The organism is Streptomyces sp. NPDC006872 (assembly GCF_040635845.1).
Classification (GTDB): domain Bacteria; phylum Actinomycetota; class Actinomycetes; order Streptomycetales; family Streptomycetaceae; genus Streptomyces.
In genome coordinates, this window is record NZ_JBEYIL010000004.1 from 72,069 (window position 1) to 87,663 (window position 15,595).

Genomic DNA, 15,595 nt, shown 5'->3' on the forward strand with positions numbered 1-15,595 from the left:
CATCGAGGGTACCAGGTCAAGGGATCGGTGGATCTTCCCTTGGCGGGACTTCTGGTATACAGATGATTCATCTACCTATTAGGCTGGTGGGAGAGACCTCGATGACCGAGAACCCGACCCCGGTGACCCCGCCGACCCCGGTGATACTCACCGAACTCACCGACGACGGGGTCATGCTGCTCACCCTGAACCGGCCCGAGCGGCACAACGCCTGGACGCTGGAGACGGAGCTGCTCTACAACGAGCTGTTCGACCGCGCCGAGGCCGATCCACGGGTGCGGGCCGTGGTGCTCACCGGCGCCGGGCGCAGCTTCTGCCCGGGCATGGACATGAGCGTGCTGGACGGAGCCTCGTCCGGCGCCCGCCCGTGGCCCACCGATCGGCTGCCGCCGCGCACCCGCCCGATGTCCTTCCCGAAGCCCGTTGTCGCGGCGATCAACGGCGCCTGCGCGGGCATCGGGTTCAACCAGGCGCTGATGTGCGACGTCCGGTTCGCCGTGCCGCACGCCAAGTTCGCCGCCGCGTTCAGCGCGCGCGGGCTGGTCGCCGAGGACGGCGTGTCCTGGCTCCTGCCCCGGCTGGTCGGCCATGGTGCCGCCAGCGATCTGCTGCTGTCCTCACGCCGGATCACCGGTGCCGAGGCCCTCGCGATGGGCCTGGTCAACCGACTGGTCGAGCCGGCGGAACTCCTCCCGGCGGCGCTCGCCTACGCGGGCGAACTGGCCCGCTCGGCCAGCCCGTACGCGATGTCGCTCATCAAACGGCAGCTGGCCGACGACCAGGCCAGGACCTTCACCGAAGCCCGCGACCACGCGGCCGCCCTCCTGGCCACGGCCAAGCGCGCCCCGGACTACCGCGAGGGCGTGCGCAGCTTCATCGAGCGCAGGCCGCCCGAGTTCGCGGGACTGGGCGAGCGCGCGACCGAGCCGCAGGACGCACCGCAGGACGAATCGCAGGACGCATCGGAGGCGACCGCGTCATGACTCCCGCCGAACCCCCGCTGCACCGCCGGACGATCACCGTCACCGCCAGGGAGGAGGGCGGCGAGGAGGAGGGCGACGAGATCTCGGTCGAGGCGGAGCTGTGCGACGAGCGGCCGTGGGCGCCGGGACCGGCCGGTGCGGTCCACCGGATGACGCTGGTCGTGCGCGTCCGTCGCACGGACATGGTGATCACGGCCGCCGCGGCGGACATGCGGACCTTCCCGCACACCGAGTGCCCGCTCATCGCGCCGGCCTTCGACGGCCTGGTCGGACTCAGCGTGGCCGCCGGATACAACCGGGCGGTCCAGGAGCGCTTCCGCGGCGTCTCGGGCTGCTCCCACCTCTACGAGCTGGCCCGGGTGCTCGGGCCTGCCGTGGTGCAGTCCGCCATGTCGGCCAACGCGCGACGCCGTGCCGCGGGCGAGCCCGCGCACGGCCCCCGCGCCACGGCCGGGGTGCTCGACAGCTGCCACATCTGGGCGCCGGACGGCGTCGGCCTGCGCAAGCTGGACCTGGGCTGGCGTCCGGGGTCCGGCCCGCGCCCGGTCCCGCCGCTCGACGCCTTCGAGCACCCGAACGGCGTCTCGGAGGAGGTTCAGCGGCCCAGGTAGCCGAGTTCGGGGAAGTGGCGCTGGTAGCCGTCGAGCAGCCGTTTCGCGACGGCGTACGAGTCGATCAGCGGGTGGATGGTCAGCGCCTTGACCGCGTGGGCGCGCTCACCGGTGGCGGCGGCGTGGATGACGGCGTGCTCGACGGCCTTGACCGCGCACACCAGGCCCTTGCCGTGGTCGGGCAGCGGGGCTCCGGCGATGGGCCGGGCGCCGTTGGCGTCCACATGGCAGGGGACCTCGACGACGTCGTCGTCCTCGAGGACGTCGATCCGGCCGCGGCCCCGGACGTTGAGGATCAGGGAGACGCGCTCGTCCAGGGCGATGGCCCGCATCAGGGCGAGGGCCACCTGCTCGTAGCCGCCGGACTCCAGGTCGCAGGAGTCGCGTTCGCCCATGCCGACGGCGTCCCGGTTCTCGGCCATGTACGTGATCTCGCGCTCCAGCCGGGTGGCGTCCCAGGCGTTCCAGGCGGCCCGCGCGGACGGCGGCGATCCCTCGGCCGTGCCGAGGGAGTCGTAGAAGTGCTGCTGCTGGGAGTGGAGGAAGGCGCCCCGGGTCTGCTCGGCGGCCAGGGCGGAGCCGACCGACTCGCGGTTGAAGTAGTAGTAGTGCAGGTATTCGTTCGGCAGCGCCCCGAGCGTGCGCAGCAGGTCGGCGCCGAAGAGCTTGCCCTCCTCGAAGGAGGTCAGGGCCGTCTCGTCCGCGAACAGCGCCGGCAGCAGGTCCCGGCCGTCGGCGTACAGACCGCACAGCCAGCCCAGGTGGTTGAGCCCGACGTAGTCCAGGCGGACGCGAGCCGGGTCGGCGCCGATCGCGCCGGCCGCCCGGCGGCCGAGACCCACCGGGGAGTCGCAGATGCCGATCACACGGTCGCCGAGATGGGCCGTCATGGCCTGGGTGACCATGCCGGCGGGGTTGGTGAAGTTGATGACCCAGGCGTCGGGCGCCAGGGCCGCGACCCGGCGGGCGATCTCCACCGCCACCGGGACCGTGCGCAGCCCGTAGGAGATGCCGCCCGCGCCGACGGTCTCCTGGCCCAGGACGCCCTCCTCCAGGGCGATCCGCTCGTCGGCGGCGCGTCCGCCGAGCCCGCCGACGCGGATGGCCGAGAACACGAAGTCGGCGCCGGTCACCGCCTCGTCCAGGTCCGTGGTCACGGTGACGACGGGGGCGTCGGGGTGCCCGGCGGCCTGGTCGGCGAGGACCTTGTGGATGGTGGTCAGCCGGGAGGCGTCGAGGTCGTACAGGGTCACCTCGGTGACGCGCCCCGGGCCGCGGTCGCCCAGCAGCGCGCGGTAGACCAGCGGGACCCGGAAGCCGCCGCCGCCCAGGATCGTGAGTCTCATACTTCGACCACCTCAACTCCCGCCTCACGCAGTCGATTACAGGTCTTCTCGTCCCCCGGGGCGTTGGTCACCACGACGTCCAGCTCCTCCGGACCGCACACCCGGGCCATGCCGGTGCCCGGGAACTTCCCGGCGTCCGCCACCAGCACCACCTGGGCGCTCGCGGCGATCATCGCCCGTTTGACGGGCACCTCGACGGCGGTGGTGTCCAGCACCTGCCCGTCGGGGCGGACCCCGCTGGTGCCGAGGAACAGCCGGTCGGCGTGGATCTGCCGCAGGTTGTCCTCGGTCAGGAAGCCGACCAGCGAGCGGTAGTCACGCCGGACCACCCCGCCCAACAGGATCAACTGGACGTCCTTGTCGTCCTGGAGCTCCTCGTAGACGGCGAGATTGCTGGTGATCACGGTGAGGGACCGGCCGTGCAGATGACGGGCCACCCGGTGGGCCGTGGTGCCGATGTCGAGCAGAACCGTCTCGCCGTCCATGACGAGGTTTGCGCACCAGGCGGCCAGGGCGTCCTTCGCCTCGACCCGGACGGCGGCCACGTCGGCGAACGGGTCGTCCTCGCCCACCACGGGCGCGGCGCCGCCGTAGACGCGTTTGAGCAGGCCCTCCTCCTCCAGCTGCACGAGGTCGCGCCGGATGGTGGCCTGGCTGGCCCCGACCTTCTCGGCCAGGGAGACCGCCGAGGTGGGCCCGTCCGCGCGCAGGACACGCAGGATCAGCTGATGTCTTCGGTCAGGGAGCATGCGGCAGACCATACTCGCGAACTCGCCAAACTCAAGCAAAGTCACGCATGAATGTCTCGATACGTGCTTGACCCTTGTCAAACCTGCGCACCGGGTGCACTCTCTTGCGTAATTCGGAGCCTGTTCCGGACCCCACTCCGGTCGGCCGAAGCGGATGAACGGCGCATTACGCCGCCATGGACGCATCGGCACCGTCTGAGAGGACCAGGTCACAAGCCCCGGGTGGCCGAAGGGTGCACACCACGCCGATGCCCTTCGGCCACTCGGTCCCCGCCGCGCCCCAGGCCCCTCTTTGACGTGCCGAAAACTAGGAGAAGACCGTGGACCTTTCCCGCAGACGATTCCTCCAGGCCGCCGTACTGACGGCCGCCGCGGCCGGCGCCACCGCAGCGTGCGGCGGCTCCGGGTCGAGCGGCAGCAAGGACAGCAAGAACCTGAGCCTCTGGTACTGGGCCGGCGGTCTGAGCGACAAGGTCGTCGCGGACGCCAAGACGCACTTCTCCGAGATCAGCCTCAAGACCTCCGTGGTCGGCGGCGACTTCAAGACCAAGCTGCTCACCGGCCTGCGGGCGGCGCAGTCCGCCCCGGACATCACCGGGATCAAGGGCGAGGACATCGCCTCCTTCCTGCCCAACGCCGACCGATTCGTCGACCTGAAGACCGTCGGCGCGGACAAGCTGGTCCCGCAGTACCTGTCGTGGAAGCTGAAGCAGGCCACCACCCAGGACGGCAAGCTCATCGGCTTCCCGATCGACATCGGCCCCTGCGCCACCTTCTACCGCGAGGACCTCTTCGCGCAGGCCGGACTGCCCACCGACCCCGCCCAGGTCTCCGCGCAACTGGCCACCTGGGAGGACTACTTCAAGGCCGGCGTCGAGCTGCACAAGGCGGTGCCCAAGACCTTCCTCGTCAACAACATCGGCTCGGTCTTCACCATGGTCGTCGGCCAGGGAACCACCCGGTTCATCGACGAGGACGGCAAGTTCATCGGCGACCAGGACCACATCCGCACCGCCTGGACCACGGCGGTGAAGCCCTACACCCTCGGCATCGACGCCAAGATCAACGACAACACGTGGAACGCGGCGATCGGCTCCGGCACCCTGGGCACCGAGATCGGCGCCGCCTGGCACGCGCTGGACATCAGCAACGCCGCCCCGGGCACCAAGGGCAAGTGGCGGGTGGCGAGCCTGCCGGGCGGGCCGTCCAACCTCGGCGGGTCCTTCCTGGCCATCCCCGCGACCAGCGGAAACCCCGAAGAGGCATTCAAGATCATCAGCTGGATCCTCAGCCCCGAGAACCAGGCCCGCGGCTTCACCGACGCGGCCCTGTTCCCGACCGCCCCGGCCGCCTACAAACTGCCCGCGCTGACCGGCGGCGACGCCTTCTTCGGCGGCCAGAAGACCATCGAGATCTTCGGACCGGCGGCCGAGAAGATCCCCGCCGCCTACGAGGCCCCGGCCGACGCGGCCGTCTCGGCTCCCTTCTACAGCGAGCTCACCAGCATCGAGGCCAAGGGCAAGGACCCCGACACGGCCTGGAAGGACGCCGTCAGCCAGGCCAAGCAGATCGCCCAGCGGCAGGGAGTGAAGTGACATGTCGTCAAGCCCGGTAGCCGGCCCGGCCGCCACCGGACCGTCCTCCGGATCCGACCCCGGACCCGTCGGCCGGCCGGCCCGAGACCGCCCACGCGGCGGTTCGGGCCGGCCCGGCCGCCGGATCCGGCCGGTGTCGGCCGGGGCCCGGCCCGGGCCCCGGCGGCGGGCCACCAGGTACTGGCCGCAGTACCTGGCCATCTCCCCGTACTACCTGCTCTTCTCGGTCTTCATGCTCTTCCCGGTGCTCTACACCGTGTACCTGGCGTTCCAGAAGTGGGACGGCATCGGGGACATGCAGTTCGTCGGGTTCCAGCAGTTCCGCTTCCTCTGGGACGACCCCGTCTTCTGGCTGTCCATCCGCAACACCCTCGTCATCTGGGTGCTGTCCACGGTGCCGATGCTCATCCTGGCGCTGGTGCTCGCGGTGCTGGTGAACTCCACCAAGCGGCTCACCGCGTTCTACCGGGTCGCCCTGTTCATCCCCAGCATCACCTCGCTGGTGGCCATCGCGATCTTCTTCGGCGCGATCTTCAGCAACAACTTCGGCCTGATCAACGCCATCCTGAAGTCGGTGCACCTGTCGGCCGTGCCCTGGATGAGCAACGAGTGGACGATCAAGCTGGTGATCGCCGCCCTGATGACCTGGCAGTGGACCGGCTACAACGCGATCATCTACCTCGCCGGCCTCCAGGCGATCCCCTCGGAGCTCTACGAGGCCGCCCGGATGGACGGCGCCGGCCCCGTCCGGATCTTCTTCTCCATCACGATCCCGCTGCTGCGGCCCATCATCCTGTTCACCGTGGTCATCTCCACCGTCACCGGCCTGCAGAGCTTCACCGAACCGCAGGTGCTGTTCGGCAGCGACGCGTCCACCAACCCCAACTCCGGCGGTCCGGGCCAGGCCGGTCTGACCACGTTGCTGTACTTCTACCACCAGGCCTTCGACAACAACGACTTCGGCTACGGGGCCGCGATCGTCTGGGCCTTCTTCCTGCTGATCCTGCTCATCGTCGTCGTCAACTGGCGCCTGGTGCAGCGTAAGGAGCGACGGTCGTGAACAGCCTCAACCGCAAGCGCGCCCGGGGTCTTTCCGTCCACCTCGTCCTGATGACCGGTGTCGTCATCTCGGTGTTCCCGTTCTACTGGATCGTCGTCATGGCGACGAACACCTCGCAGGACATCTACAGCTACCCGCCGAAGCTGTGGTTCGGCGACAACCTGGTGACCAACGTCCAGCACCTGTTCGACAAGATGGATTTCTTCGGGTCGCTGTTCAACACGGTGATCGTGGCGGTCTGCACGACCGTGCTCGTGCTGTTCTTCGACTCCCTGGCGGCCTTCGCCTTCGCCAAGTACGACTTCCCCGGCAAGAAGATCCTGTTCGGCGTCCTGCTGTCGATGTACATCCTGCCGACCCAGCTGGCGATCATCCCGCAGTACGAGATCATGGTGCAGCTGGGCTGGCTGGGCACGCTCAAGGCGCTGATCGTGCCCGCCGCGGCCAACGCCTTCGGCATCTTCTGGATGCGCCAGTACACCAGCACCAGCGTCCCCGACGAGCTGCTGGACGCGGCCCGGATCGAGGGCGCCGGCTTCTTCCGCCAGTACTGGCACGTGGTGCTGCCGTGCGTCCGCCCGGCGCTGGCGTTCCTCGGCATCTACACCTTCATCGCCGCCTGGAACGACTACATCCTGCCGTTGGTGATGCTGGTCAACCCCGACCGGCTCACCCTCCAGGTGGCGCTGGCCCAGCTGTACGCCGGTCACTCCACCGACTACAGCATGGTGATGGCCGGGGTGCTCCTGTCGGTCATCCCGCTGGTGCTGGTGTTCACCTTCTTCGCCCGCGGGTTCATCGCGGACGCCACGAAGGGAGCCCTGCGCTGACCGCCTGACCGCCTGACCGCCTGACCGCCTGACTAGTCGACGTCGACCGGGCCGTCGTCGGACTTCTTCTCGCGGCCCGGGCGCAGTTCGAGCACGCCGTTGCCGCCGCCTCCCTCGGGGCGGCCGCGGCCGTCGGTGGAGTCGCCGTTCAGGTTCTGGCGGACCGAGTCGAGGATCGTCAGGCCCTGGGACACCAGGCCGGCGGCGATCTCGCCGAGGCCGTCCGCGCCGTTGAGGACATTGACGTTGGCCCCGGCGAGGCCGCCGGCGGCCTCCTTCACGATCTGCGGGAGCTGGTCGATCAGCATCCGGTCGAGCGCGACCCGGTCGTAGGAGGCGGCCGCCTCCGCCTGGATCTTCATACGCTGGGCATCGGCGGCGGCGAGCACCCTGATCCGCTCGGCCTCGGCCTCGGCGGGCTTCACGATCTCGGCGACCAGCTGCTGCTGGCGCAGCTTGGCCTGGCGCAGCGCCAGTTCGGTCTGGGCGGCGAGCACCTCCTGCTGGGCGTGCGCCTGGGCCAGCGGTCCGGCCTGCGCGGCCTGTGCCTCGGCGCGGTTCACCTCGGCCGAGTACTCCGCCTTGACGATCGCGGTCTGCCGGGCGTACTCGGCCTGCTTACGGGCCGCCGCCTGCTCCGCCTCGGCCGCCGCCTGGGTGGCCTGCGCCTGGGCGATCTGGGCCTGTCGCTGGATGGCCGCCTTGTGCGGCGCCGACATCGCGTCGATGTAGCCGGTGTCGCCGTCGTCGATCGACTGGATCTGCAGCGAGTCCACGATCAGACCGATCTTCGCCATCTCGGTCTTGGAGGTGTCCAGGACCTCCGCGGCGAGCTTCTGCCGCTCGGTGACGATCTCCTCGACCGTCATCGAGCCGATGATCGACCGCAGGTGACCGGCGAAGATCCGCCCGGTCAGCACCGCCATCTGGTCCTGGTCGGAGAGAAAGCGCTGGCCTGCGTTGATGATGCTCTCGTGGTCGTTGCCGACCTTGAACGCGATGACCGCGCGGACGTGCAGCGCTATGCCCTGCCGGGTCACACAGGTCTCGGTGACCTCCGACTCGCACATCGACAGGGTCAGGAAACGGGTCTTGCGGAAGATCGGGAGCACGAACTTGCCGTGCCCCGTCACCACTCGGAACGGCGCGCCCCCCAGTCCCCGCCGGCCCCCCGAGATCAGCATCGCCTCGTCGGGAGCGGGAACGCGGTATCCGAACATGTCTGTCTCTGCTCCTCAGTCTGCGTCGGCGAGATCGCCGAGCGCGTCCAACGGATCCGCCCACACGACGACGTCGACCGCACGGCAGCCGCGCGACTCGATCACGAGCACCGTCGTCCCCGTCGGCAGCGGATCCTCTGACCAGGCGAGAAAGGTCTCGGAGCCGCCCCGGACCCGCACCAGGATCTCGCCGGGGCCCGCCGAACCGCGGGTTCCGATGAGTACCGTCCCCGTGCAGCCGATCACGGCCTCGTCCTGCGGCGTCACCGGCCGTTCTCCCGCGCTCTGGCACACGGTATCGACGATAGTCCTGCCCGGGGCGGGACCCAACAGGCTTGGTGATTCCTTGGAACGGCACAGGTCAGACCGTTGCTAACCCGCCGTCGCCCGCGGTTCGCGCGGGAGCCCCAGCACCTTCTCGGCGAGGATGTTCCGCTGTACCTGGGAGGTGCCCGCGTAGAGCGTGCCGGAGAGCGCGATCAGGTAGGTCGTCGACCAGGACGCGGAGGAGTTGGCGGCGCCGGGGTCGTCGGTGCGGTAGGTCCGCAGCGGCGGTCGGCCGACCGGCACCTGGCCGTGCAGGCCCATGATGTCCATCGCCAGGTCGGTGACCTCGGTGTGGTACTCGCTCCAGTACAGCTTGGCGATCGACGACTCGGGGCCGGGGTCGGCGGCCTTGAGCCAGCCGGTGAGGATCCGGTAGCCGAGGTAGCGCATGATCTCGACCTTGGACCAGCACCAGGCGATCCGCTGCCGGACCACCGGATCCTGGTCCTTTCCGTAGCGGCGGGCCAGTTCGACGAGGCGCTCGACCTCGGCCCGGAACAGGATCGGGTTGGTCGCCGCCTCCTCCCCGCGCTCCACGCCGAGCAGGCTCTGGGCGACCGTCCAGCCGTTGTCGACGCCGCCGACGACGAGATCGGCGCGGGTGCGGGCGCCGTCGAAGAACACCTCGTTGAAGTGCAGCTGCCCGCTCATCATGCGGAACGGCCGCACCTCGACGCCGGGCTGGTCGAGCGGGACGAGCAGGAAGGAGATGCCGCGGTGCCTGGGCGCGTCGCGGTCCGTGCGGGCCAGGACGAAGATCCAGTCGCTGTGGTGGGCGCCGGAGGTCCATACCTTCTGCCCGTCGATCACCCACTCCTCGCCGTCGAGCACCGCCCGTGTCTTCAGCGAGGCCAGGTCCGAGCCCGCGTCCGGCTCCGAGTACCCCTGGCACCAGGTGTCCTCGCCGCTGAGGATGCGGGGGAGGAAACGGCGCTTCTGTTCCTCCGTGCCCCAGCGCAGCAGCGTGTTCGCCAGCATCTTCACGCCGAAGGTGTCCTGCGGCAGCCCGAACGGCACCCCGGCCAGCGCGAGCTCCTCCATCAGTACGACCTGGTGCAGCTTGGACAGACCGCGGCCGCCGTACTCCTCGGGCCAGGCGAGGGAGAGACAGCGGCGCTCGGCGAGCCGACGGCGCCAGTCCCGGGCGAACGCCCAGGCCGCCTCCTCGTCGAGGGCGCCGATGCCCTGCCAGTCCGGCGGCAGCGCCTCGGCGAGGAACTCCTTGACCTCGGTGCGGAACGCCTCGGTCTCCGGGGGATAGCTGATGTCCACCTGCGCCCACTCCTCGTCCGGTCCCGCTCGCACAGCAGGATCGCTGTATTGATTGTTTCAGCATAATAGGTTATCTATTTTAGAGGAATGACGAGGAGTCGAGGTGAACTGACAATGAGACTGCTGGACGGTCGGAACGCCGTGGTCACCGGTGGCGCCCAGGGCATCGGCTACGAGATCGCCGTCGTCCTGGGCGACGCGGGAGCCCGGGTCGTCATCGGCGACATCGACGCGGACGCGGCGGCGCAGGCCGCCGAGCGCCTCACCGAGAACGGCGTCGCGGCCTCCTCGCTGCGCTGCGATGTCACCGACGAGGACGAGGTCGCCGCCCTCGTCGCACACTGCGGGGAGGTCTTCGGACCCGTCGGCGTGATGGTCAACAACGCCGGCATCACCCGGGACGCGACCCTGCGCAAGATGCGGATCGACGACTTCCGTGCGGTCCTCGACGTCCATCTCACCGGCGCCTGGAACGGCACCCGGTACGCCGCCGAGGCGATGCGGGAGCACGGCGAGGGCGGCAGCATCGTCAACATCTCCTCCATCGCCGGCAAGGTCGGCAACTTCGGGCAGACCAACTACAGCGCCGCCAAGGCCGGTCTCGTCGGGCTCACCAAGGCCTCCGCCAAGGAACTCGCCAAGGCCGGCATCCGCGTCAACGCCGTACAGCCCGGACTGATCCGCACCGCGATGACCGAGGCGATGCCCGCGGCAGCCTGGGACGCCAAGCTCGCCGAGATCCCGATGGGCCGCGCGGGCGAACCCGCCGAGGTCGCCCAGGTCGTGCTGTTCCTCGCCTCAGGGATGGCGAGCTACCTCACCGGAGCCGTGATCGAGGCGACCGGCGGCCGGTACATGTGAATCGCCCCTCGCTGTCGCCCCTCGCTGACGAAAGGCATGACGGATGCGTGACGCGGTCATCTGCGAACCGATACGTACCCCGGTCGGTGGCTACGGGGGAGTCTTCCGCGACGTCACGGCCGCCCGGCTCGCGGCCACCGTCGTCCGCGCGGTCCTGGACCGCACCGGCATCCCGCCGGCCGCCGTCGACGACGTGCTCCTCGGCCAGTGCTACCCCAACGGCGAGGCTCCCGCCATCGGCCGCGTCGCCGCCCTGGACGCCGGACTGCCCGTCGAGGTGCCCGGCCTCCAGATCGACCGCCGCTGCGGCTCCGGCCTCCAGGCCGTCATCACCGCCGCCATGCAGGTGCAGACCGGCGCGAGCGACCTCGTCCTGGCCGGCGGCGTCGAGTCGATGAGCCAGGCCGAGTTCTACACCGTCGACGCCCGCTGGGGCGTACGCGGAGCGGGCGCCATGCTGCACGACCGGCTGGCCCGGGGCCGCGTCACCTCCGGGGGCGTCGACCACCCTGTTCCCGGCGGCATGTTGGAGACCGCGGAGAACCTGCGGCGCGCGTACGGCATCCCGCGCGAGGAACAGGACCGACTCGCCCTGCGCTCCCACGAGAAGGCCGTCGCCGCCCAACGGGCGGGCCGGTTCGCCGACGAGATCGTCCCCGTCACCGTGTCGACCCGCAAGGGCGAGACGGTCGTCGACACCGACGAACACCCGCGCCCCGACTCCTCGTTGGAGAAGCTCGCGGCCCTGCGTCCCGTGCTGGGCCGGCAGGACCCCGAGGCGACCGTCACGGCCGGCAACGCCAGCGGGCAGAACGACGGCGCCTCGATCTGTGTCGTGACCCACCCCGAACGCGCCGGCGAACTCGGCCTGCGCCCGCTCGGCCGCCTGGTCTCCTGGGCGGTCGTCGGCGTGCCACCGGAGACGATGGGCATCGGGCCCGTGCCCGCCACCGCACGGGCACTGGAGCGGGCAGGACTGAAGCTCGCGGACATCGACCTGATCGAACTCAACGAGGCCTTCGCCGCCCAGGCGCTGGCCTGCACCCGCGAATGGGGCCTGACCGAGGCCGACTTCGCGCGGTTCAACGTCAACGGCTCCGGCATCTCGCTGGGCCATCCGGTCGGCGCCACCGGCGGCCGCATCCTCGCCACCCTGCTGCGCGAGCTGGACCGCCGGCAGGCCCGCTACGGCCTGGAGACCCTGTGCCTGGGCGGCGGCCAGGGCCTGGCCGCGGTCTTCGAACGGCCGACGCACACCACTCACGCCCCTGGAGGACGCTGATGCCCGGACTGATCGCGTACGGCGCCCATGTGCCGTACCACCGCCTCGCACGGGCGGACGTCGCCGCCGTACTGGGGACCTCGGCAGGCAGGGGAACACGCGCGGTCGCGGGCTACGACGAGGACACCACGTCCATGGCCGTCGAGGCCGCCCGCGGAGCGCTGGCCCGCGACGGACTGCGGCCCCGCATCGCCCAGCTCTTCCTCGCCACGGCCGCCCCCGCCTACCTCGACAAGACCAACGCGACCGCCGTGCACGCCGCACTCGGCCTCGACGAGCACGTCCTCGCCGTCGACATGGCCGGCTCGGTGCGCTCCGGCCTCGGCGCGCTCGTCACCGCCGCCCGCTCCCCGCAGCCCACCCTGGCCGTCCTGTCCGACCTGCGCACCGGCCTGCCCGGCGGCGCCGACGAACTGGCGGGCGGCGACGGCGCGGCCGCGTTCGTCTTCGGCGGACACCGCAACGGCGCCCCGGTCATCGCGGAACTGCTCGCCCACGACACCGTCAGCGACGAACTCCTCGACCGCTGGCGGCTGCCCGGCGCACCCGCCTCCCGCGTCTGGGAGGAACGCTTCGCCGAGGAGATCTACGTGTCCCTCGCCGACAAGGCGCTCGCCGCCGCCCTCGACCAGGCCGGCCTGGAGCGCGGGGCGATCGACCACCTCGTCGTCTCCGGCCTGCACGCGCGCGCGTGCGCCGCGGTGCGTCGCACGTCGGGCGTACGCCCCGAGGCGGTGACCCCGGACCTCGCCGGGGCGATCGGCAACGCCGGCGCCGCCCAGCCCGGCCTGCTCCTCGCCGACGTCCTCGACCGGGCCCGGCCCGGCGAGCTCATCGCGCTCCTTGTGCTCGGCGACGGCGCGGGCGTCCTGCTGCTGCGCGCCACCGACGCGCTCCCGGCGCACCGCAGCGCCCGCCCGGTCGCCGCGCAGATCGCCGCCGGCGGCGAGCCGATGCCGTACGCCGCCTACCTCACCTGGCGCGGCCTCCTCGACCGCGAACCGCCCCGCCGGCCGGACCCGGAGCCGCCCTACGCGCCGCCCGCACACCGCCGGGTCGGCTGGAAGTACGGCTTCGTCGCCTCCCGGTGCGAGAAGTGCGGCACCCGGCATCTCCCGCCGGACCGGGTGTGCGTCTCCTGCCGGGCCGTCGACGCCATGGCGGACGAGCCGATGGACGCGGTGCGCGGCACGGTGGCGACCTTCACGGTGGACCGGCTGGCCCACACGCCCAGCCCGCCGATGCTCGTCGTGGTCGTCGACTACGACGGCGGCGGCCGGTTCCGCTGCCAGCTCACCGACGCGACCGAGGCGGACGCGGTCATCGGCGCCCGGGTCGAGATGACGTTCCGGCGCACGGTCACCGCCGCCGGCGTCCACAACTACTTCTGGAAGGCCCGGCCCGTGCGGCTGGGCGACGACGGCTGAGGGGACGGGCACATGGGCTCGCACGGAATCCGGGACCGGGTCGCGATCGTCGGCATGGGCTGCACGCCGTTCGGGGAGCACTGGACCCGCTCGGCGGACGATCTGCTCGTCGACGCCGTCGGCGCGGCCGTGACCTCGGCCGGCATCGTCCTCGACGACATCGACGCCTTCTGGTTCGGCACCCAGGCGTCCGGGGTGTCCGGACTGACCCTGAGCCGGGCGCTGCGGCTGCCCCACAAGCCGGTCACCCGCGTGGAGAACATGTGCGCGACCGGCTCCGAGGCGCTGCGCAACGCCTGCTACGCCGTCGCCTCCGGGGCGTACGACGTGGCGATGGCCGTGGGCGTGGAGAAGCTCAAGGACTCCGGCATGTCCGGGCTGTCCGGCACGGCGATCCCGGGCGCGGGCGACGACAGCCGCGGCGAGATCACCGCCCCGGCGAACTTCTCCCTCCTGGCCCCCGCCTACGCCGCCAAGTACGGCCTGGCGGCGGCGGAGATGAAGGACGTGATCACGCGCATCGCCTGGAAGAACCACGTCAACGGGGCCCGCAACCCACGCGCCCAGTTCCGCAAGGAGGTGCCGCTGGAGCGCATCCGGTCGGCCCCGATCGTCGCGGGCATGCTCGGCGTGTTCGACTGCTCGGGGGTGTCGGACGGCTCGGCCGCCGCGATCGTGGTCCGGGCCGAGGACGCCTACCGGTACACCGACAAGCCGATCTTCGTGAAGGCGCTGTCCTTCGTGGCCGGCCCGGCGGACGGCCTCCTCGACCCGACGTACGACTTCACCACCTTCCCCGAGGTCGTCGCCTCCGCCCGGGAGGCCTACCGGCAGGCGGGCGTCACCGACCCGCGCGCCGAACTCGCGCTGGCCGAGGTCCACGACTGCTTCACGCCCACCGAACTGGTGCTCATGGAGGACCTCGGCTTCTCCGAGCGAGGACAGGCGTGGAAGGACGTGAGCAGCGGGGCGTTCGACCTGGACGGCGCGCTGCCGGTCAACCCGGACGGCGGCCTGAAGGCCTTCGGTCACCCCATCGGGGCCTCGGGCCTGCGCATGATGTTCGAGGCGTGGCTGCAACTGCGCGGGGAGGCGCCGCCCGAGCGGACGGTCAAGGCCGTGGCCGAAGGGCGCTCGCTCGCCCTCACCCACAACCTCGGCGGCGGACCCGGCGAATGCGTGTCCTTCGTCTCCGTCGTCGGGAGTGAACTCACCGATTAGGAAAGGCGGTTCGCCCATGGGGCGACTGGCAGACAAGATCGCGATCGTGACCGGAGCGGCGTCGGGCATCGGCGCCGCTACGGCGCGTCGGCTGGCGGCGGAGGGCGCGCACACGGTCGTCGCCGATCTGAACCTCGACGGCGCGAAGGCGGTGACGGAGGAGATCCTCGCCGCCGGCGGCTCCGGCACGGCGGTCCGGGTCGACCTGGGCGACGTCGACAGCGTGCGGGCCATGGTGGCCGCGGCGGTCGACGCGTACGGCGGCCTCGACGTCCTGCACAACAACGCGGCGGCCACCCATCTGGCCGCCCGCCGGGACCTCGCCGTGGTCGAGGCCGACCCGGCGGTCTGGGACGACACCATGCGGATCAACCTGCGCGGGACGATGGTCGCGATCCAGGCCGCCGTCCCGCACATGATCGCGCGCGGCGGCGGCTCGATCGTCAACACCTCGTCCGGCGCCGGGCTCGCGGGCGATCTGCGCAACCCCGCGTACGGCGCGTCCAAGGCCGCGCTGATCAACCTCACGCAGTACGTCGCCACCCAGTACGGCAAACAGGGCGTGCGCTGCAACGCCATCGCCCCGGGGTTCATCGTCACGCCGGCGAGCTCCGGCTCGGCGCACGGGGCGATCCGGGAGGCGATGCTGCGTCATCACCTCACCCCACGGCTGGGGCGCCCGGAGGACGTCGCCTCGGCGGTGGTGTTCCTCGCCTCCGACGAGTCCGCCTTCATCACCGGGCACACCCTGCGCGTGGACGGCGGGCTGCTGTCCCATCAGCCGTACGTCGCCGACCTCCGGGACGCATGA

At 71.1% G+C, this 15,595-nt stretch carries 15 protein-coding genes; 10 read left to right on the forward strand and 5 right to left on the reverse strand.

All coding sequences use genetic code 11. The features are described from left to right. Positions 1-101 precede the first annotated feature (101 nt). Both ABZ725_RS13525 and ABZ725_RS13530 read left to right on the forward strand, forming a co-directional pair. Positions 102-983, forward strand: a complete 882-nt coding sequence (locus ABZ725_RS13525; protein WP_358802836.1) for an enoyl-CoA hydratase-related protein — start codon at positions 102-104, stop codon at positions 981-983. After that, the gene (locus tag ABZ725_RS13530) at positions 980-1,594 is read left to right on the forward strand and encodes a DUF2889 domain-containing protein (protein ID WP_358802837.1); all 615 of its coding nucleotides are present in this window, start codon (positions 980-982) and stop codon (positions 1,592-1,594) included. Before ABZ725_RS13525 ends, ABZ725_RS13530 begins: the two co-directional genes overlap by 4 nt. Here ABZ725_RS13530 and ABZ725_RS13535 read toward each other — a convergent pair. Then, positions 1,579-2,940: a 6-phospho-beta-glucosidase gene (locus ABZ725_RS13535; RefSeq protein WP_358802838.1), complete on the reverse strand. Its 1,362-nt coding sequence runs from the start codon at positions 2,938-2,940 to the stop codon at positions 1,579-1,581. The genes ABZ725_RS13530 and ABZ725_RS13535 overlap by 16 nt on opposite strands. Continuing rightward, positions 2,937-3,689, reverse strand: a complete 753-nt coding sequence (locus ABZ725_RS13540; RefSeq protein WP_351912198.1) for a DeoR/GlpR family DNA-binding transcription regulator — start codon at positions 3,687-3,689, stop codon at positions 2,937-2,939. Before ABZ725_RS13540 ends, ABZ725_RS13535 begins: the two co-directional genes overlap by 4 nt. 320 nt (positions 3,690-4,009) lie before the next feature. Here ABZ725_RS13540 and ABZ725_RS13545 point away from each other — a divergent pair, with 320 nt between their 5' ends. From ABZ725_RS13545 to ABZ725_RS13555, 3 genes are read left to right on the forward strand one after another with little or no spacing between them, the layout of a single operon-like run. Next, positions 4,010-5,284, forward strand: a complete 1,275-nt coding sequence (locus ABZ725_RS13545) for an extracellular solute-binding protein (RefSeq protein ID WP_358802839.1) — start codon at positions 4,010-4,012, stop codon at positions 5,282-5,284. A 1-nt stretch (position 5,285) separates the two neighbouring features. Continuing rightward, positions 5,286-6,344, forward strand: coding sequence for a sugar ABC transporter permease (locus ABZ725_RS13550; protein WP_358802840.1), 1,059 nt, complete (start codon positions 5,286-5,288; stop codon positions 6,342-6,344). 50 nt (positions 6,345-6,394) lie between these two features. Beyond that, complete coding sequence (locus ABZ725_RS13555; RefSeq protein ID WP_351920112.1) at positions 6,395-7,174, forward strand: carbohydrate ABC transporter permease; 780 nt, start codon at positions 6,395-6,397, stop codon at positions 7,172-7,174. A 32-nt stretch (positions 7,175-7,206) separates the two neighbouring features. Here the strand turns inward: ABZ725_RS13555 and ABZ725_RS13560 are convergent, their stop codons facing one another. The 3 genes from ABZ725_RS13560 to ABZ725_RS13570 form a co-directional block, all read right to left on the reverse strand. Continuing rightward, a complete protein-coding gene (locus ABZ725_RS13560; protein ID WP_351920108.1) occupies positions 7,207-8,394 on the reverse strand; it encodes an SPFH domain-containing protein in 1,188 nt (395 codons plus the stop codon). A gap of 15 nt (positions 8,395-8,409) precedes the next feature. Next, a complete protein-coding gene (locus ABZ725_RS13565; protein WP_358802841.1) occupies positions 8,410-8,661 on the reverse strand; it encodes a hypothetical protein in 252 nt (83 codons plus the stop codon). 105 nt (positions 8,662-8,766) lie between these two features. Further along, on the reverse strand, positions 8,767-10,026 hold the full coding sequence (locus ABZ725_RS13570; protein WP_358802842.1) for an acyl-CoA dehydrogenase family protein: 1,260 nt from the start codon (positions 10,024-10,026) through the stop codon (positions 8,767-8,769). Between the two features lie 81 nt (positions 10,027-10,107). Here ABZ725_RS13570 and fabG point away from each other — a divergent pair, with 81 nt between their 5' ends. From fabG to ABZ725_RS13595, 5 genes are read left to right on the forward strand one after another with little or no spacing between them, the layout of a single operon-like run. Then, positions 10,108-10,854, forward strand: a complete 747-nt coding sequence (fabG, locus tag ABZ725_RS13575; protein ID WP_358802843.1) for a 3-oxoacyl-ACP reductase FabG — start codon at positions 10,108-10,110, stop codon at positions 10,852-10,854. 43 nt (positions 10,855-10,897) lie between these two features. Further along, a complete protein-coding gene (locus ABZ725_RS13580) occupies positions 10,898-12,136 on the forward strand; it encodes an acetyl-CoA C-acetyltransferase (protein WP_358802844.1) in 1,239 nt (412 codons plus the stop codon). Beyond that, a complete protein-coding gene (locus ABZ725_RS13585; RefSeq protein ID WP_358802845.1) occupies positions 12,136-13,563 on the forward strand; it encodes an OB-fold domain-containing protein in 1,428 nt (475 codons plus the stop codon). Before ABZ725_RS13580 ends, ABZ725_RS13585 begins: the two co-directional genes overlap by 1 nt. Before the next feature lie 12 nt (positions 13,564-13,575). Beyond that, entirely contained in the window at positions 13,576-14,784 is a 1,209-nt protein-coding gene (locus ABZ725_RS13590) for an acetyl-CoA acetyltransferase (RefSeq protein WP_358802846.1), read from the forward strand. A gap of 16 nt (positions 14,785-14,800) precedes the next feature. Continuing rightward, positions 14,801-15,595: a glucose 1-dehydrogenase gene (locus ABZ725_RS13595; RefSeq protein WP_358802847.1), complete on the forward strand. Its 795-nt coding sequence runs from the start codon at positions 14,801-14,803 to the stop codon at positions 15,593-15,595.

What these genes read in the sequence shown, in the direction of transcription:
- ABZ725_RS13595 (WP_358802847.1), top strand. Translation starts at nt 14,801, where the DNA reads ATGGGGCGACTGGCAGACAAGATCGCGATCGTGACCGGAGCGGCGTCG.
- ABZ725_RS13555 (WP_351920112.1), top strand. Translation starts at nt 6,395, where the DNA reads ATGACCGGTGTCGTCATCTCGGTGTTCCCGTTCTACTGGATCGTCGTC.
- ABZ725_RS13580 (WP_358802844.1), top strand. Translation starts at nt 10,898, where the DNA reads ATGCGTGACGCGGTCATCTGCGAACCGATACGTACCCCGGTCGGTGGC.
- ABZ725_RS13585 (WP_358802845.1), top strand. Translation starts at nt 12,136, where the DNA reads ATGCCCGGACTGATCGCGTACGGCGCCCATGTGCCGTACCACCGCCTC.
- ABZ725_RS13560 (WP_351920108.1), bottom strand. Translation starts at nt 8,394, where the DNA reads ATGTTCGGATACCGCGTTCCCGCTCCCGACGAGGCGATGCTGATCTCG.
- ABZ725_RS13525 (WP_358802836.1), top strand. Translation starts at nt 102, where the DNA reads ATGACCGAGAACCCGACCCCGGTGACCCCGCCGACCCCGGTGATACTC.
- ABZ725_RS13550 (WP_358802840.1), top strand. Translation starts at nt 5,286, where the DNA reads ATGTCGTCAAGCCCGGTAGCCGGCCCGGCCGCCACCGGACCGTCCTCC.
- ABZ725_RS13590 (WP_358802846.1), top strand. Translation starts at nt 13,576, where the DNA reads ATGGGCTCGCACGGAATCCGGGACCGGGTCGCGATCGTCGGCATGGGC.
- ABZ725_RS13535 (WP_358802838.1), bottom strand. Translation starts at nt 2,940, where the DNA reads ATGAGACTCACGATCCTGGGCGGCGGCGGCTTCCGGGTCCCGCTGGTC.
- fabG (WP_358802843.1), top strand. Translation starts at nt 10,108, where the DNA reads ATGAGACTGCTGGACGGTCGGAACGCCGTGGTCACCGGTGGCGCCCAG.
- ABZ725_RS13530 (WP_358802837.1), top strand. Translation starts at nt 980, where the DNA reads ATGACTCCCGCCGAACCCCCGCTGCACCGCCGGACGATCACCGTCACC.
- ABZ725_RS13540 (WP_351912198.1), bottom strand. Translation starts at nt 3,689, where the DNA reads ATGCTCCCTGACCGAAGACATCAGCTGATCCTGCGTGTCCTGCGCGCG.